Source organism: Corallococcus sp. M7 (assembly GCF_054512695.1).
On record NZ_CM137252.1, the window covers coordinates 2100495 to 2122100 of the forward strand.

Annotated in this window: 18 protein-coding genes; 12 read left to right on the forward strand and 6 right to left on the reverse strand. The window is 73.3% G+C overall.

Translation table 11 applies throughout. The features are described from left to right. Window positions 1-7: 7 nt before the first annotated feature. The 3 genes from ACX114_RS08815 to ACX114_RS08825 all read right to left on the reverse strand — a co-directional run bounded on the left by ACX114_RS08815 (window position 8) and on the right by ACX114_RS08825 (window position 5280). Window positions 8-637, reverse strand: coding sequence for a hypothetical protein (locus ACX114_RS08815; RefSeq protein ID WP_459296603.1), 630 nt, complete (start codon window positions 635-637; stop codon window positions 8-10). A gap of 12 nt (window positions 638-649) precedes the next feature. Continuing rightward, window positions 650-4255: an annexin gene (locus ACX114_RS08820; RefSeq protein WP_459296605.1), complete on the reverse strand. Its 3606-nt coding sequence runs from the start codon at window positions 4253-4255 to the stop codon at window positions 650-652. Between the two features lie 164 nt (window positions 4256-4419). Beyond that, a complete protein-coding gene (locus ACX114_RS08825; RefSeq protein ID WP_459296607.1) occupies window positions 4420-5280 on the reverse strand; it encodes a hypothetical protein in 861 nt (286 codons plus the stop codon). Window positions 5281-5532: 252 nt separating this feature from the next. Here ACX114_RS08825 and ACX114_RS08830 point away from each other — a divergent pair, with 252 nt between their 5' ends. Both ACX114_RS08830 and ACX114_RS08835 read left to right on the forward strand, forming a co-directional pair. Further along, window positions 5533-6297, forward strand: coding sequence for a DUF6585 family protein (locus ACX114_RS08830; RefSeq protein WP_459296608.1), 765 nt, complete (start codon window positions 5533-5535; stop codon window positions 6295-6297). 21 nt (window positions 6298-6318) lie between these two features. After that, a complete protein-coding gene (locus ACX114_RS08835) occupies window positions 6319-6816 on the forward strand; it encodes a hypothetical protein (RefSeq protein WP_459296610.1) in 498 nt (165 codons plus the stop codon). A gap of 21 nt (window positions 6817-6837) precedes the next feature. Here ACX114_RS08835 and ACX114_RS08840 read toward each other — a convergent pair whose 3' ends face one another. Next, window positions 6838-8127 carry a universal stress protein gene (locus tag ACX114_RS08840; protein ID WP_459296612.1) on the reverse strand — a complete coding sequence of 430 codons (1290 nt, stop codon included), beginning with the start codon at window positions 8125-8127 and terminating at the stop codon, window positions 6838-6840. Between the two features lie 424 nt (window positions 8128-8551). On the opposite strand from ACX114_RS08840, the gene ACX114_RS08845 reads away from it, so the two are divergent. From ACX114_RS08845 to ACX114_RS08855, 3 genes are read left to right on the forward strand one after another with little or no spacing between them, the layout of a single operon-like run. Beyond that, window positions 8552-11020, forward strand: a complete 2469-nt coding sequence (locus tag ACX114_RS08845; RefSeq protein ID WP_459296614.1) for a cation-translocating P-type ATPase — start codon at window positions 8552-8554, stop codon at window positions 11018-11020. 42 nt (window positions 11021-11062) lie between these two features. Next, entirely contained in the window at window positions 11063-12100 is a 1038-nt protein-coding gene (locus ACX114_RS08850) for an NAD(P)-dependent alcohol dehydrogenase (protein ID WP_459296616.1), read from the forward strand. A gap of 53 nt (window positions 12101-12153) precedes the next feature. Further along, a complete protein-coding gene (locus tag ACX114_RS08855; protein WP_459296618.1) occupies window positions 12154-13572 on the forward strand; it encodes an MBL fold metallo-hydrolase RNA specificity domain-containing protein in 1419 nt (472 codons plus the stop codon). Between the two features lie 27 nt (window positions 13573-13599). Here ACX114_RS08855 and ACX114_RS08860 read toward each other — a convergent pair whose 3' ends face one another. Beyond that, a complete protein-coding gene (locus ACX114_RS08860; RefSeq protein ID WP_459296620.1) occupies window positions 13600-14616 on the reverse strand; it encodes a 2-hydroxyacid dehydrogenase in 1017 nt (338 codons plus the stop codon). 264 nt (window positions 14617-14880) lie between these two features. On the opposite strand from ACX114_RS08860, the gene ACX114_RS08865 reads away from it, so the two are divergent. The 7 genes from ACX114_RS08865 to ACX114_RS08895 are packed head-to-tail and all read left to right on the forward strand — an operon-like array spanning window position 14881 to window position 21062. Further along, entirely contained in the window at window positions 14881-15219 is a 339-nt protein-coding gene (locus ACX114_RS08865) for a TraR/DksA family transcriptional regulator (protein ID WP_459296622.1), read from the forward strand. Beyond that, window positions 15216-16262: a hypothetical protein gene (locus ACX114_RS08870; protein WP_459296624.1), complete on the forward strand. Its 1047-nt coding sequence runs from the start codon at window positions 15216-15218 to the stop codon at window positions 16260-16262. Before ACX114_RS08865 ends, ACX114_RS08870 begins: the two co-directional genes overlap by 4 nt. A 22-nt stretch (window positions 16263-16284) precedes the next feature. Then, window positions 16285-16581 (forward strand): TraR/DksA family transcriptional regulator, encoded by a 297-nt coding sequence (locus ACX114_RS08875; protein WP_459296626.1) that lies wholly within the window; start codon window positions 16285-16287, stop codon window positions 16579-16581. 32 nt (window positions 16582-16613) lie between these two features. Beyond that, window positions 16614-18002, forward strand: a complete 1389-nt coding sequence (locus ACX114_RS08880) for a sigma-54-dependent transcriptional regulator (RefSeq protein ID WP_459296628.1) — start codon at window positions 16614-16616, stop codon at window positions 18000-18002. A gap of 56 nt (window positions 18003-18058) precedes the next feature. Further along, complete coding sequence (locus ACX114_RS08885; RefSeq protein ID WP_459300099.1) at window positions 18059-19243, forward strand: protoglobin domain-containing protein; 1185 nt, start codon at window positions 18059-18061, stop codon at window positions 19241-19243. Continuing rightward, window positions 19243-19944, forward strand: a complete 702-nt coding sequence (locus ACX114_RS08890; protein WP_459296630.1) for a response regulator — start codon at window positions 19243-19245, stop codon at window positions 19942-19944. The genes ACX114_RS08885 and ACX114_RS08890 overlap by 1 nt, the downstream gene beginning before the upstream one ends. Further along, on the forward strand, window positions 19941-21062 hold the full coding sequence (locus ACX114_RS08895; RefSeq protein ID WP_459296632.1) for a sensor histidine kinase: 1122 nt from the start codon (window positions 19941-19943) through the stop codon (window positions 21060-21062). The genes ACX114_RS08890 and ACX114_RS08895 overlap by 4 nt, the downstream gene beginning before the upstream one ends. Window positions 21063-21068: 6 nt before the next feature. On the opposite strand, the gene ACX114_RS08900 is transcribed toward ACX114_RS08895, so the two are convergent. Beyond that, window positions 21069-21593 (reverse strand): hypothetical protein, encoded by a 525-nt coding sequence (locus tag ACX114_RS08900; protein WP_459296634.1) that lies wholly within the window; start codon window positions 21591-21593, stop codon window positions 21069-21071. Between the last annotated feature and the right edge of the window lie 13 nt (window positions 21594-21606).

Below are 21606 nucleotides of genomic sequence, written 5' to 3' on the forward strand. Positions count from 1 at the left end.
GCGAAGGTCAGCTCCGGGACGTCTTGATCACCTTCGCGATGAGGCCCGCGTCCGTCACGCGGTCGTACTTGAAGGGCTGTCCCGGCGCCGACTGGTAGCGGTAGACCGTGAAGGGGCCCTTGTCCTCGCTGGCGTGCTCCGGCACGAGCACCGCGAAGCTCTCATTGCCCACGCCCACCATGTCGATGCAGCGCAGGCGCTCCAGCTTCCCGGCCGGGTCGCGCAGGTTGTAGACGTCGTCGATGCCGAAGCCGGCGACGCCTTCGACCTCGGGCTCCTTGGGGAGGTACTTGCGCAGCACGCCCAGCACCTGCTCCAGGTACTGGCGGGCCGCCGTGGGGGTCGCCGGCAGCTCCTGGCGCTTCGCGTCCTCACGGACCAGCGAGACCAGCGTCGCGGACGGCAGGCGCGTGTCGGCGAGGACGGCCTCCAGCCCGTCGATGCCCGTGTACAGGGGGATGCTGTTGAAGCCCAGCGCGTGCCGGACCTGGTCCTCCACGTCGGCCAGGGTCGAGTTGGGCGCGCAGTAGGTCTTCAGGAAGGTGCGCGCCTTCTCCAGCGGGGGCGCGCTCTTGAGGGCGTTCATGCGCGCCTGGAGCTCTTCGAGGCGCGCGCTTGTCTTGGGGTCGGCGGTCATCGGAAGGGAGCCTCAGGGACCAGGGAAGGCGGTCAATACCATCACCTGCGGCGGCGTGCCGTCGATGAGGCGCAGCTTGACGTTGTAGCTGCCCGCGTTCGCGGGGACGGCCCTGCGGGTGCCCGCCGAGTCCACGGTGGCCGTGAAGCCGTTGCCCACCGTCGTGCCGGGAGGCACGGGGATGCTGAGGTGGTCGCTGTGGCCGTACAGCGCCAGGTTCGTCTTGATGGTGTCCCAGTTGTCCGCCACGTACTTGTTGATGGTGGCATCCATGGTCGCGTCGCTGGACCACTGGAAGGAGTTGTTCTCCACCTTGCCCCAGCCGGCGCCGTCAGTGACGCGGCTCTCGATGGTGCGCGCTCCCGGGGGCGCGTCCGCGATGTTCGTGGGCACCGACGCGCCGTGCCGGTCGATGGTGTGCGCGTTGTGGGCCGCGCCGTGCGCCGCGTCGTTGGCGGCCACGTTGAGCGTGGGGCCGTTCGGGAAGGCCGCGGCCAGCTGCTGCTCGCGGATGACGCCGCGGCGCAGGATCTCCGTCTGGGTCCGCTCCGCGCGCACCTTGGCCATCTGCTGCGATTCGATGGGGACCTTGTTCCCCGCCGAATCCAGCTGCGTGAAGACGGCCGGGTCCGCGTCGCGGTTGAGCTCCGCCTGGGTCCGGGTCTTCGGGTCGTAGGTGCGCTCCGAGTACACCCGGCGCCCCTCGGCCTGGCGGGCCTTGAACTGCTGCGGCGTCTCCGTCGCGGCATTGCGCGGGCCGTTGATGGCGGCGTCCTCCGCGGCCGTCATGGGCACCTGCGGGGGCGGCGTCACCTGACCCACGGTGTTCACCGTCGTGCCCACGCCCGCCCAGTCCGGCGTCGTGGCGCCCGGCGTGCCATGCATGGCCACGGAGCCCGTGCCCGGCGCCAGCGACTCCAGCCGCCTGGCGTGGAATTCAATCTGGAACTCCACGTTGGCGATGTCGCGCTGGAGCGCCGCGCGCTCGGCGACGGTGGCCGCGGTGGGCTTGCCGCTCATGCCCGCGATGCTGTCGTCGATGCGCTTCTGCGCCGCCTCCAGGCCGCCCAGGATGTTCTTGAGCTTCTGCACCTCCAGCTTGGACTCGAAGCCCTGCGTGCCGTAGCCCGGCGTGCGGGTGAGGGCCTGCTGGATGCGGTCCTTGAGCTGGCGGATCTGCCCGGTGGGCCCCTCGTACTTCTGGAGCAGGCGCGCCGTCTCCTGATGCGCGGCGATGTCCGCGGGCGTGGCGTGCGGCCCGGCCTCGATGCGCACCTGGCCGTTGTCGTAGCGGACCTTGGTGGTGTTGCCCGGCAGGTCCGGGTTGTGGATCACCGGGATCTCGCGCGGCTTGAGCATGTCCGCGCCCTTGGCCAGGCCGCCGCTCATCACGCCGCCCGTCACCGCGCCCACGGTGCCGTCCGTCACCGCGCGGGTGGCCACGCGGCCCACGCCCGTGAGCGCGCCGTCCTTCCACGTCTCGGACTGGGTGGCCGCGTCCATGGCGCCACCGGCCGCGCCGCCGTAGGCCCCTTCCTTGATGCCCTGCTTGATGGCGGTGCGCACGGTGCCCTCCGCGGTCTCCCGCACGGTCGTGCGGACCGCGGCCTCCGTGGCCTGGGTGGCCGCCACGCGCGTGCCGCCCGCGACGGCGGAGGCGCCCTTGCCAATGGGAATCACCGCCGTGCCGCCCTCCACGGCGCCGATGAGCGCCTGGCGGCTCAGGTCCTGCGCCCCGGCGGCGCCGCCCTGGATGGCGGCGTACGTCGCCGCGCGCGTGGTGGCGCCCACCGCCGCGTACCCGGCGATGGCCAGGGGCGTGGCCGCGCCGCCCGTCGCGACGACGGCCACGGTGGTCGCGGCGACGACGGCCACGGTGGCCGTGGTCTCCGCCAGCGAGTCCTTGGCGGATTGGAGCGCCTTCACGTCCTCGGTGGCGTAGCCCGTCAGCGTGTTCGCGCGCTGGGTGTCACCCGTCGCGATGGCCTGGTCGGCGCGGCCCAGGTTGCGGTTGAGGATGTCGTTGTCCGACTCGCCCTTCGTGAGGTGCTGGATGCCGTCCAGCAGGTTCACGCCGAAGCCGGACTCGTTCTGCTGGACCTCGCGCAGCCGCCGCACGCGCTCCTGCGCGGCGTTGGGGTCGTTGGGGTCGATGGCGCCCAGGTCGTAGTCCTGCTTGAGCAGCTCCAGCTCGTCGCGGCCGTCCAGCTCGCCGTCCAGCTCCGCGCGCAGGTCCTTGCCGTACTTCTGCTGGTAGGCGGCGGCGATGGTGTCCAGCTGCGCCTTGGACTTGCCGGCGAGCTCGGAGCGGATGGCGTCCTCGTCCGTGCCCATGCCGTCCATGGCCAGGAACAGCCGCTCCGCGGAGGCCTCCGCCTGCCCCTTCGCGTCGTCCGCGGCGGGCGGGTTGAGCATGCGCAGCGTGACGTCCCGGTCGCCGCCGTCCCAGCCGCGCACCTGGGTGTCGAGCGACTGGCCCGTCTGCTTCTGGTACTCGGCCTTGATGGCGTTGATCTGATCCGGCGTCTTGCCCTGGAGGATGTCGCGCACGCCGCTCTCGTCCGCGCCGAAGAAGCCGTTCATGGCCTCGCGCAGCCGGGCCGCGTCCGCCTGGGCCGGGTTGCCCTGCATCAGGCCGATGGCGCGGTCGTACTCCTCGGTGGACAGCTCGTCCTTGAGCTTCGCCTTGAGGCCCTCGTCCTGCGCGAGGATGGCGCGCTGCTCCGGCGTGGCGCGCTCCAGGCGCTCGAAGATGCGGCCCTCATCGGTGCCCCAGCCCGCCATGTCCTCTTCCAGGCCGGCCTTGAGCGCCCGGGTCTCCAGCGCGGTGGCCTCCGCGGGCGTGGACGCCTGACCCGCGTTGAGCATGCTCCGGGCGCGCTCCAACTGGGCGCCGTCCATCTCGCGGCCCATGCGGGCGAGCAGCACGTCCTCGGGCTTCTGGCCCGCGGGCACGCCGCCGTTCATGTCCGCGTACTGCTGCGCGATGGCGTGGCGCTCCGCGGGCGAGCGCTTCTCCAGGATCTTCAGCATGTCCTCGTTGGAGCCGAAGACGCTGTCCATCTCGGACTGGAGGTTGACCGCGTCGCTCTTCGCGCCGTTGCCCTGGAGCAGGCCCTCCGCGCGCTGCAGGTCGGAGCCACCCAGCTCGTCCCGGATCTTCGCATCCAGGTTCTTGCCGTAGTGGTCCTGGTAGCTCTGGCGGATCATCGCGATCTGCTCGGGCGTCTTGCCCTCGAGCGTCTGGAAGATCTTGTCCTCGTCGGTGCCCCACCCGGTCATGCCGCCGTCCATGGCCTCGCGCAGGGCGCTGGCGTCCTTGTCCGCCTGGGCCTGGGTGTACGTGGGCGCGGCCGGAGCGGGAGCAGGCGCCGGGGCCTGCGGGGCGGGAGCGGGCGGTGCCGGCGGGCCGGCCACGGTGTTGCGCGTCGTCGCGACGTTCGTGGGCGTCCCCAGCGACGGGCCGGTCCGGCCCTGCGTGCTGTCGAAGCTGGAGCGGTCGCGAGGCGCGGGCTTGGGCGCGGGAGGCGGCGGTGGCGGAGGAGGGGGCTTGGGGGCCGGCGGCTGCTGCGGGAGCGTGCGCGGGAGGCCGTTGTTACGAGGTCCGTCGATCGCCATCGTCTGTCTCCGAAGACTTCTCTGCCCTCGGTGGGTCCAATACTGGCGCCCTGGAACCGCAGCGTCCCCCGCCACCGGGTGCAATCCTTTTCCCCATTATCGCATCAACCCGTCCCGGGTTGCCTGTTGACCCAGGGGGACCGGAATTTCAGGTAGGCATTGGCCTACACTGTGCGGGCGGCGCGCAGGCGGGGCGGGGTGAAGGACAGCTCACGGACCTGGAGCCGGGAGGTGGTGAAGCCGTCGAAGCGCTTGGGGGCGTCCGGCTTGCCCGCTCGGACAGCGACGTGGGACTCCACGTCCATCTCCAGGCGGATGGGCCACAGTCGGTCCAGGGACAGCAGGCAGCCGCCGTGGCCCTTCGCCTCGGTGTGCATGGTGGTTTCGCCCTTTTCACCCGGAGGAGGGCGGAGCGAGGCGGGGACGGGCTGGGGCGTGCGCGGCGTCTCCATCTGGAGGCGCAGGCCCACGGACTGGCCCTCCAGGCTGCGCAGCTCCACGCGCGTGTTCGCGCCGGTGAGGGCGCCGCTGCCCGCGCCCTTCTCCTCCCAACGGGCTCCGATGCCCACGGGTTCTGCGGGCAGGAAGGTGCCCAGGTCCTTGAGCATCCCCGCAAGCTGCTGCATCTGGCCGCGCACGGGCGCGGACAGGTCCGCGGGCAGCTTCCACTCGAAGCCGGTGGAGCGGCCGTTGGGGGCCACCTGGCCTTCGCCCTTCAGGCCGGGCAGGGGTGTGAGCTGCGCGCGGGCCGCCTCCACGGTGCTCACGGGCGTGCGCGCGGCGACGAGCAGGTCCACCTCCTCCAGCGTGAAGCGGTAGCGCGCGCTGCCATCCGGGAGCACGCGCAACACCTCCACGGCCATCACCATCTGCACTCCCGGCATCGCGGGGCCGGGCTTGCCGCGGCCCGCGTCGCGAAGCGTGGTGGTGGTCTCCGACCGCATGCCGATGCGCTGCACCCCGCCGAACAGGGGGCGCAGCAGGAGGGGCTTCTGGGGGGCCTGACCGCGATGCAGGACGTGCATGGGCCGCGACTCTAGCCCCGCCGCGCCGCTTGTGAATCCGGGCGGTGGAACCTGGGTCCCGGCGGGGACCGTGGATGTCTGCGATTGCGCTCCGGGGCCACTGTGCTCGTCGCGATACACCAGGACTGTGTTGCTTTTGGAAACGGGAGATTCCAGGCAAGGCCAGACAACGCTGTCTCGGTGTGTGAGATGTGTTTTTCCCAGGCCGCGAGAACGTACTTCCGAGGGGCGAAACACGTCGCGGAGACAGGATTGATTGTTTATAGACGTGCCGCCCAGGCCCGTCTGGAGGCAGCACTGAAGCGCTCGCACCACAAGATCCTTCCAACCCACTCGGTGTATTGGTTCCTCGCGGGCCTGGCTTTGCTCTACGTGGAGCTGGCGGCGCTGCTGGACCCCCTGGGCGTGCCCCTGCTTCCGCACCCGGTGGTCCAGGACGTGCTCCGGAGCGGGTTCGGCTTCTACCTGCTGCTGGTGTGCATCCCCTGCTGCCTCTGGATCCTGATCTGGCGGGCCAACGACCTCTACGCCTGGCTCCTGGCGCCGCACACCCTCACGGTGGACGACGAGGGCCTGCGCGCGGACGGCACGCGGCTGCGGTGGCGGGACGTGCGGGAGGTCATCGAACGGTACGGGGACGACTGCCTCATCCTGCGCCACGCGGGGGGAACGCTGCGGCTGCGGCTGTACCTGTGGAGCGACCCGGACGTCCTGCACGCGGCGGTGCTGGAGCAGGTCGTGTCGCGCCTGCTGGAGCGCGTGAACCACCAGGTCTCCGCGGGGAAGCCGGTGCGCTTCGGGCCGCTCGTGCTGGGCGAGGCGGGGCTCATCCACCGGGGCAAGCTCTGGCGCTGGGACGACATCGAGAGCATCCGCCTCCAGGAGGAGGTGGAGCAGGGCGCCGCGTCCCGCGACCTGGTCATCGTCGCCCAGGGCCAGGCCCGGAAGTTCGACGAAGCGAAGGTCATCAACTCGCCAGTCCTGCTGGCCTATCTCTCAGACCGGCTGGCCGGCTGACGCACCCACGGGCATCCCGACATGGAAATCTACCGCTCCCCCCAGTCCAAGAAGCAGGCGGACAAGCCGCGCGCCATCTACTACTCGCGGGGCAAGCTCATCGCGGGCGTGGTCATCTGGGTGGTGGCCACGCTCGGCTTCGGCGCGCTCACCGTGCATGCGCTCCCGGTGAGCAACCTCTGGATCGCCATCGCGCTCATCACCCTGTCCTCGGCCTGGATGCTCTTCAACTGCATCCGCGCGCTGGGGAAGCTGGACAGCCCCGTGCTGCTCATCGGCCGGGACGGCATCCGCTTCCCGGATGGCGTGCTCATCGCCTGGGGGGACATGGAGGAGAACGTCTATTACGCCCAGTCGTACATGGGCCTGCCCATCCTCAAGATGGTGCAGATCAAGACCACGCTCGCGAAGCCCCGCGTGAAGAAGCTGCGGGTCGCCGCGCTCGCCATGGACAGCGACGAGTACCTGGCGATCTGTGACAGCTACAGCCAGCGCGGCGGGGTTCCCGCCGCGCGCTGACGCAAGGCCGCTTCAGCGCTTTCAGCGCAGCGGGGGGCGCAGCACCAGCACGGGCCGGCGGCTCAGGGCGAGCACCTTGCGCGCCACCGACCCGAGCAGGGCTTCCCTCACGCCCCCGTGGCCGCGCGAGCCCAGGCAGAGCAGCTCCGCGTCCATCCGCTCCGCGGCCTGCACGAGCGCGAGCGCCACGTCCTCGCCGTGGAGGACCTCCAGCCGCGTGGTGACCTCCCGGGCGTCCAGTCCCCTCGGCACGCGCTCCAGCAGGCGCTGCTTCAGGTCGCGGTGGAGCTCCGCTCCGGCGCGCTCGGGAATCACCGTCACCAGGTGCACCTCCGCGCCCGCGGGCGCCAGCGCGAAGGCGAAGGGGAGGGTCTCGTCCGCGAGCGGTGACAGGTCCGTGGCCACCAGCAGCCGCCGCACCTGGGGCAGCGGCACCTCGCCCCGGGAGGCCGCGGGGCTCACCGGCACCACGGCCGCCGACATGGGCGCGAGCCGCAGGGCGTGGTGCGCCACCGAGGCCAGGTTGCCCAGGGCGTTGTGCGGGTGCGTGCCCACCACGAGCAGGTCCACCTCCTGCTCCCGGGCCAGGTCCACGAGGTGGTCCGCGGCGCGGCCCACCGCCATGCGCAGGTGCACGCGCGGCGCGGTGCCCTGGCCCGCGTCCGCCAGCGCCGCCACCTCGCGGTGGAGCACGGCCTCGATGCGGGGCGCCACCTCATCCAGGTTCATGGGGGTGGGCAGTCCCAGTCGCCGGCACTGCTCGAAGGCGTAATAGACATGGCCCGCCAGCAGCTCGATGGGGCCATCCGCGCCCAGCTCCTCCAGCCAGCGCCGGGCGGCCTCGCTGCCCCGTGAGCGGTCCACCCCGAACATCACCCGCAGGGGCCGCGCGCCCGTGAGCCAGGCCTCGAAGGGGGCGGCGTCACGCACCCGCAGCAGCGGCACGGCGCAGTTGCGCGCGATGCGCTCCAGGCTGATGCCCGAGCCCAGGGCGGCGGGCTCCTCGCGGGGCGTCCCCACCACCAGCAGCCGCGCCTCGTGCGCGTCGCAGAAGACGGCCAGGGCTCGCGAGGAGCCGCTCTCCAGCAGGGAGGACTCCACCCGCGCCCCCAGCGGCTCCAGCCGCCGGACCTCCTCGCGCAGCAGCGCCTTGAGCCCTTCGCGCACGGGCTCGGCCGCGACCCGGAGCTGATCCGGGTGGACCTGGTGGACGAGCCAGAGCGGCAGGCCCCGGCGGGCGGCGATTCGCGCGGCCACCTCCGCGGCCTGACGGGAACCTTCGGAGAGGTCGGTTGCGCAGAGGATGGCCATGGCGGGGCTCCGGACGGGGGGGAAGGCGCCACACCGGGACGTTCCGGTGGTGGGCTCGCGCTGGGAGCGCGCCCCGCTGTTGCCGTCAGGCCTCTTCAGGATGCGTGCCGTCCCGTCCCCTCCGGCGTCCCCGGCCCGCCCCGCGCAAGGGTTGCGGCGCCCGGAGGCGCGGGCGCAAAAGCTGCGCCTCCCGGGGGACCCGGCCCCCGTCTCCCTTGACGGCATGGGCTTCGCAACCCGGCGCGGGCATCCCTGGCGCAGGAGCAACCGCAATGACTCTCCATGGTTGGCTGGACCCCGAGCGAGGCCACCGCGTGGCGCGCCGTGGCGAGTGTGGCGCGTGTGGCCACCGCGTAGGGGGCCGTGGTGGGCATGGCGCTCGTGGCCACCGCGTGGCGCGGCGTGGCGCGTGGGCGGTGTCTCGATGAGCGCGGTGGGGGGCGCGGCGGCGGCGGTGGTGGCGGCTCCGGAGCCACGCTGGGGCCTGGACCGGCGGGAGGCCGAGGCGCGCCTGCGCCGGTACGGGCCCAACACCCTGACGCGCGAGCAGCCCCGCTCCGCGTGGCTCTTCCTGGGGCGCCAGTTCCGCTCCGGCATGGTGTGGCTGCTGCTGGGCGCGTGCGGCGTGGCGGCGCTGCTGGGCGAGGGCGCGGACGCGGTGGCCATCGCCACCATCGTGGTGCTCAACGCGCTGGTGGGCTTCCTCCAGGAGTACCGCGCGGACCGCGCCGTGCTGGCGCTGCGCGCGCTCACCGCTCCCAACGCGCGGGTGCTGCGCGACGGCGTGAGCGCCGTGATTCCGGCGTCCCAGGTGGTGCCGGGGGACGCGCTGGTGCTGGAGGCGGGGGACGTGGTGGCGGCGGACGCGCGGCTGCTCTCCGCGCATGCGCTGCTCACGCTGGAGGCGGCGCTCACGGGGGAGAGCACCCCGGTGGACAAGCAGGTGGGCGCGCTGCCGGACTCCACCCCGCTGGCGGAGCGAAGGGACCGCGTCTTCATGGGGACCTCCGTGGCGGCGGGCACGGCGGTGGCGGAGGTGACGGCCACCGGCATGGACACGGAGCTGGGCCGCATCGCGCACCTGGTGCGCACGGCGCAGGAGCCCCAGACGCCGCTGCAACAGCGCTTGGAGGGCGTCACCCGCATGCTGCTGGTGCTGTGCGTGGCCGTGGGCGCGCTGGTGGCGGGCCTGGGGCTGGCGCGGGGACAGGCGGGGGTGGATCTGCTGCTCGCGGCGGTGGCGCTCGCGGTCGCGGCGGTGCCGGAAGGCCTGCCTACCGTGGTGACGCTCGCGCTCGCCGTGGGCGTTCAACGGATGGTGAAGGGGCACGTGCTCGTGCGGCGGATGCAGGCGGTGGAGGCGCTGGGGGCCGCCACCGTCATCTGCACGGACAAGACGGGCACGCTCACCCAGGGAATCATGGAGGTGCGCGAGGTGTGGCCCCCGGAGTCCACGCAGCGCGTGCTGGAGGTGGCGGCGGCGTGCTGCGACGCGGAGCTGGGGCAGGGGCAGGAGCCCGGCGCCGGCGACCCCACGGAGCTGGCGCTGCTCGCGGCGGCGCGAACCCGGGGCGTGGAGCGCTCGGACGTGGAGCGCGAGCGCCCCCGGGTGTCGGAGCAGCCCTTTGATTCGGACCGGCGGCGCATGAGCATCCTGCGCTCGGACGGCGTGCTCTACGTGAAGGGCGCGCTGGAGGTGCTGCTTCCGCTGTGCCGGCAGGTGCCTCCGGGCGTGGCGGAGGCCCTGGCCTCGCTGGCGGGGCGCGCCCTGCGCGTGCTGGCCGTGGCGGAGGGGAAGGGCCCTGACGAGCGGGACCTCACGCTGGTGGGGCTGGTGGGGCTCGCGGATCCGCCCCGGCCCGAAGCGGTGGAGGCCGTGCGCGCGGCGCGCGAGGCCGGGGTGCGCACGGTGATGATCACCGGCGACCACCCCGCCACGGCGCTGGCCATCGCGAGGGAGCTGGGCCTGCTGCGCGAGGGCGAGTCGCCGGAGGGCGTCGTGCACGCGCGGGCGACGGCGGAGCAGAAGCTCCACATCGTGCGCGGGTGGAAGGCGCGCGGGGAGGTGGTCGCCATGACGGGCGACGGCGTGAACGACGCGCCCGCCCTGCGCGAGGCCCATATCGGCATCGCCATGGGCCGCACCGGCGCGGAGGTCACCCGCGAGGCGTCCGACCTCATCCTCACAGACGACAACTTCGCCAGCATCGTGGCGGCCGTGCGCGAGGGGCGCGGCATCTACGAGAACATCCGCAAGACGCTCGTCTACCTGCTGGCCGGCAACGGCGGAGAGCTGGTGCTGATGCTCGGCGCGTCGCTGCTGGGGCTGCCCCTGCCGCTGTTGCCCCTGCACCTGCTCTGGGTGAACCTCGTCACCGACGGGCTGCCGGCCCTGGCGCTGGTCATGGACCCCGCTCCTCCGGACGTCATGCGGCGGCCGCCGCGCCGGCCGGAGGCGCCCATGCTGGGCCGGCGGGAGTGGGCGGCGGTGCTGGCCACCGGCCTGCTGGACGCGGGCGTCACCCTGGGCACCTTCCTCTGGGCGCTCCGGCACCTGTCGCTGGAGGAGGCACGCACCCTGACGTTCACCGTGCTGGTGTTCTGCCAGGTGCTGCGGGCCTTCGCCGCGCGCAGCGCCGGGATGCTCCACTGGCAGGTCGGGACGTTCACCAACCGGGCGCTGCTCGCGGTGGTCGCCGGCACGCTGGCGCTCCAGGTCGCCCTGCCGGAGGTGCCCCTGCTCGCCGCGTTCTTCTCGCTCGTCCCGCTCGCCCCCGCGCACCTCGTGCTCGCCCTGGGCCTGGGGCTCATCCCGGTGAGCGTGCTCGAGCTGCGCAAGCTGCTGCCGCGCGGCGAGGCGTCAGGCCGTGGCGCGCCCCATGCCCAGGTTTGACTTCACCCCATGGGATGGGGCGCCCCATCCAAGGAGCCAATCATGAAGGCCTATTCGCTCATGCAGTGGCGGCAGCCCGCCGCCTTCCGGGAGGTGGAGGTGCCGGAGCCGGGCCCCGGCGAGGTGTTGATCAAGGTGGGCGGCGCGGGCCTCTGCCACTCGGATCTGCACCTGATGGACTGGGAGGCGGGGACGCTGGACTACCGGCTGCCCTTCACGCTGGGCCATGAGAATGCGGGCTGGGTGGAGAAGACGGGCGCGGGGGTGGCCGGCCTGCGCCCGGGGGACGCGGTGCTGGTCGCGGGACACTGGGGCTGCGGCCGGTGCCACCGGTGCCGGCAGGGGATGGAGAACTACTGCGAGCGCCAGGGCCAGATGCCGTACGCCGGCGGAGGTCTGGGGCGTGACGGAGGGCTCGCGCCCTACCTGCTCGTGCCGTCCTCGCGCCTGGTCGTGCCGCTGGCGGGGTTGGATCCGCGTCAGGCCGCCCCGCTCGCGGACGCGGCCCTCACGTCGTACCACGCCATCAAGCGCTCGCTGCCGCTGCTGGGCGCGGGCTCCACGGCGGTCGTCATTGGCGTGGGCGGGCTGGGGCAGATGGGCGTGCAGGTGCTGCACGCGCTCACGGGCGCCCGTGTGGTGGCGGTGGACACGTCCCCCCGCAAGCTGGAGATCGCCCGGCGCGACGGCGCGGACGAGGCCGTGCTCGCGGACGCCGCCGTCGAGCGCGTGCGGGAGCTCACCCACGGCAAGGGGGCGGACCTGGTCGTGGACATGGTGGGCACCGACGGCACGCTCCAACTGGCGGCAGGGATGGCGCGCACGCTGGGGCACCTCACCGTCGTGGGGTTGGGTGGGGGCTCCCTGCCGGTGGGCTTCTTCCGCGTCCCCTACGAGTGCTCCGTGGCGACGACGTACTGGGGCTCCATCCCGGAGCTGATGGAGGTCGTGGCGCTCGCGGAGGCGGGGCGGATCCGCACGGAGGTGGAGCTGGTCCCCCTGGAGCAGGTGGAGGACGCCTACCGGCGCCTGCGCGCGGGCGTCATCGCGGGCCGCGCGGTGGCGACGCCGAACGGCTGAGGCGTGGCGGCGGATGGCGGAGTCCTCGTGACGCGAAGGAGAGGGGCATGCACATGACGGAAGAGGGAGAGGCCACGGCCTCGCTGCGGTTCCTGGGGGCGGCGGGCACGGTCACCGGCTCCCGGTTCCTGCTGGAGCGGGAGGGCCGTGGAAGGTGCCGCGTGCTGCTCGACTGCGGCCTGTTCCAGGGGCTCAAGGGCCTGCGCCTGCGCAACTGGGCGCCGCCGCCGTTCGACCCGGTGACGGTGGACGCCGTGGTCCTCAGCCACGCCCACCTGGACCACTCGGGCGCCCTGCCGCTGCTGGCCCGGGGGGGCTTCCGCGGCCCCGTCCACTGCACGCCGGGCACGGCGGACCTGCTGGAGCCGCTGCTGCTCGACGCCGCGTACCTCCAGGAGGAGGACGCGGAGCGGGCCAACCGCCACGGCTACTCGCGGCATCAGCCCGCGCTGCCGCTCTACACGGTGGAGGACGCGCGGCGCGCGCTCGCGCTCGTGCGCACGCACCCCTACGGCGCGCCCTTCGCCGTGGGCGAGGGGCTGGAGGTGACCTTCCGGCGCGCGGGCCACATCCTCGGCTCGGCCACGGTGGACGTCGCGTGGGGGCGAGGGGGCGCCGCCCGCCACCTGGTCTTCTCCGGCGACCTGGGGCGCCCGGGCCGCCCCATCCTGCGCGACCCGGAGCCGGTGCCCGGGGCGGACGTGCTGCTCCTGGAGTCCACCTATGGCGACCGCGTGCACGCGGCATTCCCGGAAGAGCACCTGGCGCGCGTCATCACGCGCACGGTCCACCAGGGCGGCGTGGTGGTCATCCCCGTCTTCGCGGTGGGGCGCGCGCAGGAGCTGCTCTGGACGCTGCACCGCCTGAGGGACGCGCAGCGCCTGCCGAGCGTCTCCGTGTTCCTGGACAGCCCCATGGCGCAGGACGTGACGGCGCTCTACTGCCTGCACCCGGAGGACCATGACGTGGACATGCAGCGGCTCGTCGAGCAGGCGCGCTGCCCGCTGTGCGCCTCGGAGCACCACTGGGTGCGCACCGCGGAGGCGTCCCGGGCGCTCCTGGCGAGGACGGACCCCCGGGTCATCCTCGCGGCCAGCGGCATGGCCACCGGCGGCCGGGTGCTGCACCACCTGAAGCACCTGCTGCCGGACCCGCGCAACACCGTGGTGCTCGCGGGCTACCAGGCCGCGGGCACCCGGGGGCGCGCGCTCCAGGACGGCGCGGCCACGGTGCGCATCCACGGGGAGGACGTCCCCGTGCGGGCAGGGGTGGAGACCGTGGACGGCCTGTCGGCGCACGCGGACCGGGAGGAGCTGCTCGACTGGCTGCGCACCTTCCCGCGCCCGCCGCGCGAGACCTGGCTCGTCCACGGGGAGCCTGCCGCCAGCGAAGCGCTGGCGACGAGCATCCGCGAGCGGCTGGGGTGGCGCGTGCGGGTGGCGCGCGACGGCGAGCGCGTGACGCTGGAGTAGGCAGGCCCGCCGCGCACGGCCGGACCTTCAGCGCGGGAGCACCTGCTCGGCCCGGACCTCCGTCGCCTCCAGGGGCTCGCCCCGCTCGAAGCGGCGGATGCTTTCGAGCGTGGTGCGGGCGATGGCGCCCAGGGCTTCACGGGTGAGGAAGGCCTGGTGCGCGGTGATGAGCACGTTGGGGAAGGTGAGCAGCCGCGCGAGCACGTCGTCCTGGAGCACCTGGTCGGAGAGGTCCTGGAAGAAGACGCCTTCCTCCTCCTCGTACACGTCCAGCCCCGCGGCCCCCAGGTGGCCCGACTTGAGCGCCGCCAGCAGGGCCTGGCTGTCGATGAGCGCCCCGCGGCCGGTGTTGATGAGCATCGCCCCAGGCTTCATCCGCGCGAGCGCCGCCGCGTCGATGAGGTGGCGCGTGCCGGGCGTGAGGGGCACGTGCAGCGAGAGGATGTCCGCCCGGGCCAGGGCCTCCGGGAGCGCCACGGGCTCCAGGTGCAGCCGCCGCGCGTCCTCGTCCTTCAGCTGGGGATCCACCGCGAGCAGCCGGCAGCCGAAGCCGTGGAAGATGCGGGCCGTGGCGCGACCGATGCGCCCCAGCCCCACCAGGGCCACCGTCTTGCCGTGCAGGTCGAACCCCACCAGCCCGTCCAGCGAGAAGTTCCACTCTCGCACCCGCGCGTAGGCGCGGTGCACCTTGCGGTTGAGCGCGAGCACGAGCGCCGCGGTGTGCTCGGCCACGGACTCGGGTGAGTACTCGGGCACGCGCACGACGGTCATCCCCAGCCGGGCGGCCTCCGCCAGGTCCACGTGGTTGAAGCCCGCCGAGCGCAGCGCCACCAGCCGCGTGCCCCCTTGCGCCAGCGCCTGGAGGCACGGGCCGTCCAGCCGGTCATTCACGAAGGAGCACACCCCGGGGAAGCCCGCCGCCAGCCCCACCGTCTGCGGCGTCAGGCGGGGCTCGAACCAGGTGAGCTCGTGGCCGAACGCGGCGTTGGCCTCCTCGAAGGCGGTGCGGTCGAAGCGGTGGGTATCGAAGAAGGCGATGCGCATGGCCGGCTCCCTTCGCGGCGCGCGAAGGCGGCCGCGGGCTTTTCGCCGGACGACTCTGCATCCGCCATGCGCGGCGGGGACACCGGTTCCCGGGGCGGGGTGGGCGCAAGCGTTGCGCGGTGCACGGGGGCCTGCCTGCAACTCCTGCGGGGCGCACCGCGCACGGCCCGGGACAAGACTGGCATGCATCCTGTAGAGGAACGGACGTGGGCCGCGCGAAGTGGGGGGCCCGGGACGCGATACGGGAGACGGAAGGACGCTTTGATGAATGCCACGCGTGAAGAGGCGGACCGGCGGTTGCGTCAGCGGTGGCGGGCCTTGCTGGAGCTGAGGCGCAAGAACCGGGAGCTGCTGCGCGAGGTCACCGGCGCCGGGGCCCCGGAGTGGGTGGACCGCGCGGTGGCCCTGGAGGAGACGCGGCTGCTCGACGCGCTCGACGCTCGCGAGGCGCGGGCCCTGGAGGTGCTGGAGCGCGCGCTGGAGCACCTGCCGCCGGACGGCCTGCCCCGGTGCGAGGACTGCGGCGCCCTCATCGAAGCCGAGCGGCTCCAGGTCGTGCCCGAGGCCCGGTGCTGCCCCGGGTGCATGGCGGACGGACGATGAGCGCGCCTCCCAAGGCCCCGGTCGCCATCGGGTGGTTCGCGCTGGGGTACTTCGCCTGCTACCTGCCCTACAGCGCGCTGACGAAGGCGCTGAGCCTGGGCGCCCTGCCAGGGATGGGTGAGGGGCTGCCGGGCTTCGTGCTGCTGCCCTCCACGGCGCTGGCCACGCTCGTGGGGATGTTCGCGTACCTGGCGTGGAGCGGCGCCTTCCAGCACGCGGGACGCCGGCGCTTCGGGCCGGTGAGCCTTCCCTGGCCGGGGCGCTGGACCTTCCTGTCGGGCCTGTGCACCACGGGCATCATCGCCACCACCACGCTGGCGTACACCTTCGACGGGACGTCCATCGTCTTCATGATGCTGCTGATGCGCGGCGGCGTGCTGGTGCTCGCGCCGCTGGTGGACGCGGTGAGCGGCCGTCACGTCGCGTGGCCCTCCCGCGTCGCGCTGGGGGTGAGCCTCCTGGCGCTGCTCGTCGCAACGGGGCCGGGCGCGGAGCCGCGCCTGTCGCTGGTGGCGGGGGTGGACTGGGCGGTGTACGTCGTCAGCTACTTCGTGCGGCTGCGCTTCATGAGCCGGCTGGCGAAGAACCACGTGCCCGGCGCGCGCGAGCGCTACTTCGTGGAGGAGCAGATGGTGGCCGCGCCCGCGCTCGTCGTCCTGCTCGCGCTGTGGGCCCTGGCGGGCGTGGGGGGCGCGGCGGCGCAGCTGCGCGAGGGCTTCACCGGGATGTTCACGCGGCCCACGCTGGCCGTGGAGCTGGCCGTGGGGCTGCTCTCCCAGGGCGGCGGCATCTTCGGGGGGCTGGTGCTGCTGGACGCGCGGGAGAACACCTTCACCGTGCCCATCAACCGCGCCTCCAGTGTGTTCGCGGGCGTGGGCGCGACGGCCGTGCTCGCGGCGTGGCTGGGGCTCCCCGGCGTGAGCGTCCGGGAGCTGGCGGGCGCCGCGCTGGTGACGGTGGCCGTCGCGGTGCTCGCGGTGCCGGGCGTGCTCGCGGCGCGGCGCAGGCGCTCCGCCTCCCTGTCACTTCCCCCTGCCTCCTGAAGCCCGCGCGGACGAGGACTTCATGCACGGTGACTCCATGACGACCCTGGCGCGGCGGATGCTCCTGTCCCGCCGGGACGCGCTGCGGACGGTGCGGGCGGACGTGGCGGTGGCGGCCCGCCCGCCCGCCCGGGGAGCGCGTCCGCCGCCGCGCGAATTGGAGGAGGTGGAGGCGGCGCTCGAGCGCATCGAGCAGGGCCGCTTCGGCTGTTGCGAGCGGTGTGGGGGCGCCATCGGCCGGCAGCGGCTGCTCGCCGTCCCGGAGGCGCGCTGCTGCCTGACGTGCGCGGACGCGCGGGCCCGGGACGCGGACGCGTGAATGCCCCCGGTTCAGGTCTGGTAAGGGGGGACATGGCCCCAGAACGCATCCTGGTCGTGGATGACGAGGTGAACGCGCGGCGCGCCCTGGCCACCCTCCTCTCGGAGGAGGGGTACGAGGTCCGGCAGGCCGCGGACGGCGCGGAGGCGCTCGCCGCGCTCCCGGACTTCTCACCCGCACTGGTGCTCACCGACGTGCGGATGCCGCGCATGGATGGCGTCACCCTGCTGCGCCGCGCGAAGGAGGACGGCAGCGACGCGGCCTTCGTGATGATGACGGCGTTCGCCACGGTGGAGGCGGCGGTGGAGGCCATGCGCCTGGGCGCGGAGAGCTACCTCACCAAGCCGCTGGACCTGAACGCCGTGCTCGTCGTGCTGGCCAAGGCGCTGGAGACGCGCCGGCTGAAGCAGGAGACGCGGCAGCTGCGGGAGCGGGTGGCGGAGCGCTTCCGCGTGGGCAACATCATCGGGGACGCGCCCGAGCTCCAGGGGGTCTACTCCCTCATCCACCAGGCGGCCCCCACGCGGGCCACGGTGCTCATCCTGGGGGAGAGCGGCACGGGCAAGGAGCTGGTGGCCCAGGCGCTGCACGAGCTCAGCCCGCGCAAGGCGCGCCCCTTCGTGAAGGTGCACTGCGCGGCGCTCAGCGAGGGCCTGCTGGAGAGCGAACTGTTCGGCCACGAGCGGGGGGCCTTCACCGGTGCCCTGGCGCGCAAGGAGGGCCGCTTCGAGCTGGCGGACGGGGGCACCCTGTTCCTGGACGAGATTGGCGAAATCTCCCCGGCCGTGCAGGTGAAGCTCCTGCGCGTGCTGCAAGGCCGTGAGTTCGAACGCGTGGGCGGCACGCAGACGCTGAAGGTGGACGTGCGAATCGTCGCGGCCACCCACCGCGACCTGGAGGCGGAGGTGAAGGCGGGCCGCTTCCGCGAGGACCTCTACTACCGCCTCAACGTGGTGGCGGTGACGCTGCCGCCCCTGCGCCGGCGCAAGGCGGACATCCCCGCGCTGGTGAGCCACTTCATCGAGCGCTGCAACGGGGTCCATGGCAAGGCCGTGAAGGGGCTGGCGCCCGGCACCCTGGAGGCGCTGATGAGCCACGACTGGCCGGGCAACATCCGCGAATTGGAGAACGCGGTGGAGCGCGCCGTGGTGCTCGCGCGAGGCGAGGAGCTCACGGCGGACGACCTGCCGCCCGTGCTGCGAGGCCCCCGCCCCAGCGCCGGGGGCGGCGACCGGCTCATCCCTGGCGCGACGCTCGCTGTCATCGAACGCGAGGCCATCCTCCGCACGCTGGAGATGGTGCAGGGCTCCACCACCCGCGCCGCGGAGGTGCTGGGCATCAGCGTGCGGAAGATTCAATACAAGCTCAAGGAATACGGCGGCGGTGGCGCTGGCCCGGACGAGGAGCCGGCCGCGTCTTGAGGCCCCGCGCGCAAGGAAGGGATTGAGGATTCGCCATGGAAGCCGGACCTGGAGGCGTGACGGACGACATCCTGGAGGAGCTCCAGCGCTACGTGGGGTTCTCCGCCATTGACGGGGAGGCCCTGCGAGAGCTGCACCCCATCGCCTGCGCGCACTTCGAGCGCATCGCGGACGTCTTCTACCGGCGCATCCTCGAACACCCGGGGGCGCGCGAGGCGCTGGAGGGGGGCGAGAGCCGGGTGGGGCACCTCAAGGTGACGCTCCAGGACTGGATGGGGTCGCTGCTGCTGGGGCCGTGGGACCAGGCCTACTTCGAGCGCCGCTGCCGCATCGGGCGGGTGCACGTGCGCATCCACCTGCCGCAGCACTACATGTTCGGCGCCATGAACCTGCTGCGCCAGGAGCTGACGGCGGTGCTGGAGGAGGCGCTGCGCGGCGACCCCGCCCGGGCCGCCCGCCTGGACCGGGCGCTGGGGAAGATCCTCGACCTGGAGCTCGCCATCATGCTGCACACGTACCGCGAGGACCTGCTGGCCCAGGCGGCCCGGGCCGAGCGGCTGGCGACGTTCGGCCAGCTCGTGGGCTCCATCGGCCATGAGCTGCGCAACCCCCTGGGCGTCATCGAGACCTCGCTCTTCATCCTCAAGGGCCGCCCCGCCGCGAAGGAGGACGCGCGCGTGACCAAGCACCTGGACCGCATCGGGGAACAGGTGGAGGTCGCCAACCACATCGTCACCAGCCTGCTGGACATGATCCGCTCCCGCCCGCTGGTCCGCGCGCCGCTGCGGCTCACGGAGGTCTGGGCCTCCGCGCGGGAGGCCGTCGCGCCGCCCCCTCATGTGCGCGTGCATGACGAGGGGCTGGAGGCCCTGCCCCCGCTGGAGGGGGACGCGGTGCAGCTGCGGCAGGTCTTCGTGAACCTGCTGCAGAACGCGGTGCAGGCGCTGGGCGAGCGCGAGGGCGAGGTGCGGCTGACGGCGGACGTCCCGGAGGACGGGGCGCGGCGGGTCCGCCTGGTGCTGGAGGACAGCGGCCCGGGCCTGGACCCGGCCATCCGCGCGCGCGTCTTCGAGCCGCTGATGACCACGAAGGCGCGCGGGCTGGGGCTGGGCCTGGCGCTCGTGCGGCGCATCCTCGAACGGCACGGCGGCGGCATCGCGTACGCTCCCTCCGAAGCCGGCGCCGGGCCGGGAGGGGCCCGCTTCGTGGTGGAGCTTCCCCTGACGCCGGAGCCTTCCTGATGGGCCGCTTCCTGTTGGTGGATGACAACCGCGCCTTCGCGGAGAACCTGGCGGAGATCCTCGAGGACCAGGGCCACTCGGCCACCGTGGTGGACCGGGGCGAGGCCGCGCTCCAGGCCGCGCGCGAGACGCGCTACGACGTGCTCATCACCGACATGCGCATGGCCGGGATGAGCGGCGCCGCGCTGGTGCACCACCTGCGTCAGCGGGACCCGGGGCTCGCGGCCATCGTCGTCACCGCGCACCCCGGCGAGGCCGAGCTCGCGCGGGCTCGCGCGGAGGGCGTGCTCGCGGTGCTGCCCAAGCCGGTGCCGGTGCCCGCGCTGGTGGAGCTGCTCGGGCGGGCCCGCCGCGACGGGCTCGTCGTGCTGGTGGAGGACGACGCCCAGCTCGCGGACAACCTCACGGAAGCGCTGCGCGAGCGCGGCTTCACGGCCGTGGTCGCGCGCTCGGTGCCGGACGTGGCGGGGCTGGAGTCCGTCCACCCCTTCGCGGCGCTCGTGGACCTGCGCGTGCCGGGCGGCCCCGACGGCGAGGCGCTGCGCCGCGTGCGGGAGCGCTTCCCCGGAACCACTCCCTTCGTCGTCACGGCCTACCCGGAGGCGCTGCCCGCGGACTTCGAGGGCCGGTGGATCCGCAAGCCCTTCGACACCGGGGCGCTGCTCGCCGCGCTGGAGCGCGTGCACGGAGACCGCGCGTGACGGGGACGGGGAGCACGAAGGAGGAGCGGCCCCGGGTGCTGGTGGTGGATGACAACGCGGCGTTCCTGGACAACATGAAGGAGCTGCTGGAGGACCAGGGCTACGTCGTCTCCAGCGCGACGAGCTGCGCGGGGGCGCTGGAGCGGGCGCCGGCGGGCTTCGACGTGGCGCTGGTGGACGTCCGGCTGCCGGACGGAGAGGGCTCGTGGCTGGCCCCTCGGCTCAAGGCGCTGGTGCCGGACGGAGAGGTGGTGCTGCTCACGGGCCTGGGCATGCTGGAGGCGGCGGTGGCCGCGGTGCACGCGGGCGCGTGCGCGTACCTCCTCAAGCCCTGCGCCACGCCGGAGCTGCTGGTGACCCTGGAGCAGGCGCTGCGCCAGGTGCGGCTGCACCGCGAGAAGCAGGCGCTGGCCCGGCGCGCGCAGATGTCGGAGAAGCTGGCCGCGGTGGGCACGCTGACCGCGGGCCTGACGCATGAAATCCGCAACCCCCTCAACGCCGCCGGCCTCCAGCTCACCGTCCTGGAGCGGCGGGTGCGCAGGCTGGAGGCGTCCGTCCAGGGGCCGCTCTTGGAGCCGCTCTTGCTGGTGCGGGATGAGATCCGCCGCCTGGACCACATCCTCGAGGACTTCCTCCAGTTCGCCCGTCCCCGTGAGTTCAGGTCGGGCGCCGTGGCGGTGGCCCCGCTGTTCGAGCGGGTGGGCAGCCTCCTGGCCTGGCAGGCCGAGCAGCGCGGCGTGACGCTGGAGGTGGAGCCGCCGGGCGCGTTGGAGGTGTGGGGGGAGGAGGAGCGGCTGCGGCAGGTGCTGCTGAACCTGGCGCTCAACGCGCTGGAGGCGACGCCCGCGGGAGGCCGGGTGCGCTTCAGCGCGAGCGCGCGCAGGGAAGAGGTGGTGCTCTTCGTGGACGACAGTGGGCCCGGCGTGCCGGTGGAGTCGCGGGCGAGGCTCTTCGAGCCCTTCTTCACGACGAAGGCGAGCGGCAGCGGCCTGGGGCTCTCCATCGTGCACGCCATCGTCACCCAGCACGGCGGCACCCTCCTGGTGGAGGAGGGGCCGCTGGGCGGCGCGCGCTTCAGCGTGCACCTGCCCGGAGCACCGGAGACGGAGTCGCGCTGACGTGGCTCAAGGCTCGGCTGGCGCGGGCGTCACGCCGACGGTCCGCGCCTTGCCGTCCTTGTCCACCTCCAGCTTGAGGCGCGGGGTGCCCTGGGCGTCGTGGATCACGATGCTCGCCACGCCATCCACCACGCCCATCGTGATGCGCTCCTTCCAGTCGTGCCGGAAGGTGACGGTGGGCTTTCCCTGCTCCAGGCCCATGCACATGGCCTCGTAGCCCTCCTCGCTGTCGAAGCAGAGCCCGCGGATGCCAATGGAGTCCAGCATCCCCAGCCCTCCAATCTCCTGCCCGGTGGGACTGAGGAACTGGATGCCGTGGGCGATGACGGCGCGCTTGAGGCCCTGGGGGTTGGGCATGGGCGACGCGATGCGGATGCGCGTCTGGCCATTCTCGTCGACGATGTTCAGCTCCCGGACGGAGAGGGACTCCGCGGGGCGGGTCGCGGCGGCGCCGCCAGCACACGCGCCCAGGACCAGCGTGGAAGAGGAAACGGCTGCCAGGACGAACGGACGGAGGAGGGCAGAGGTCATGAGGGGGGAACCT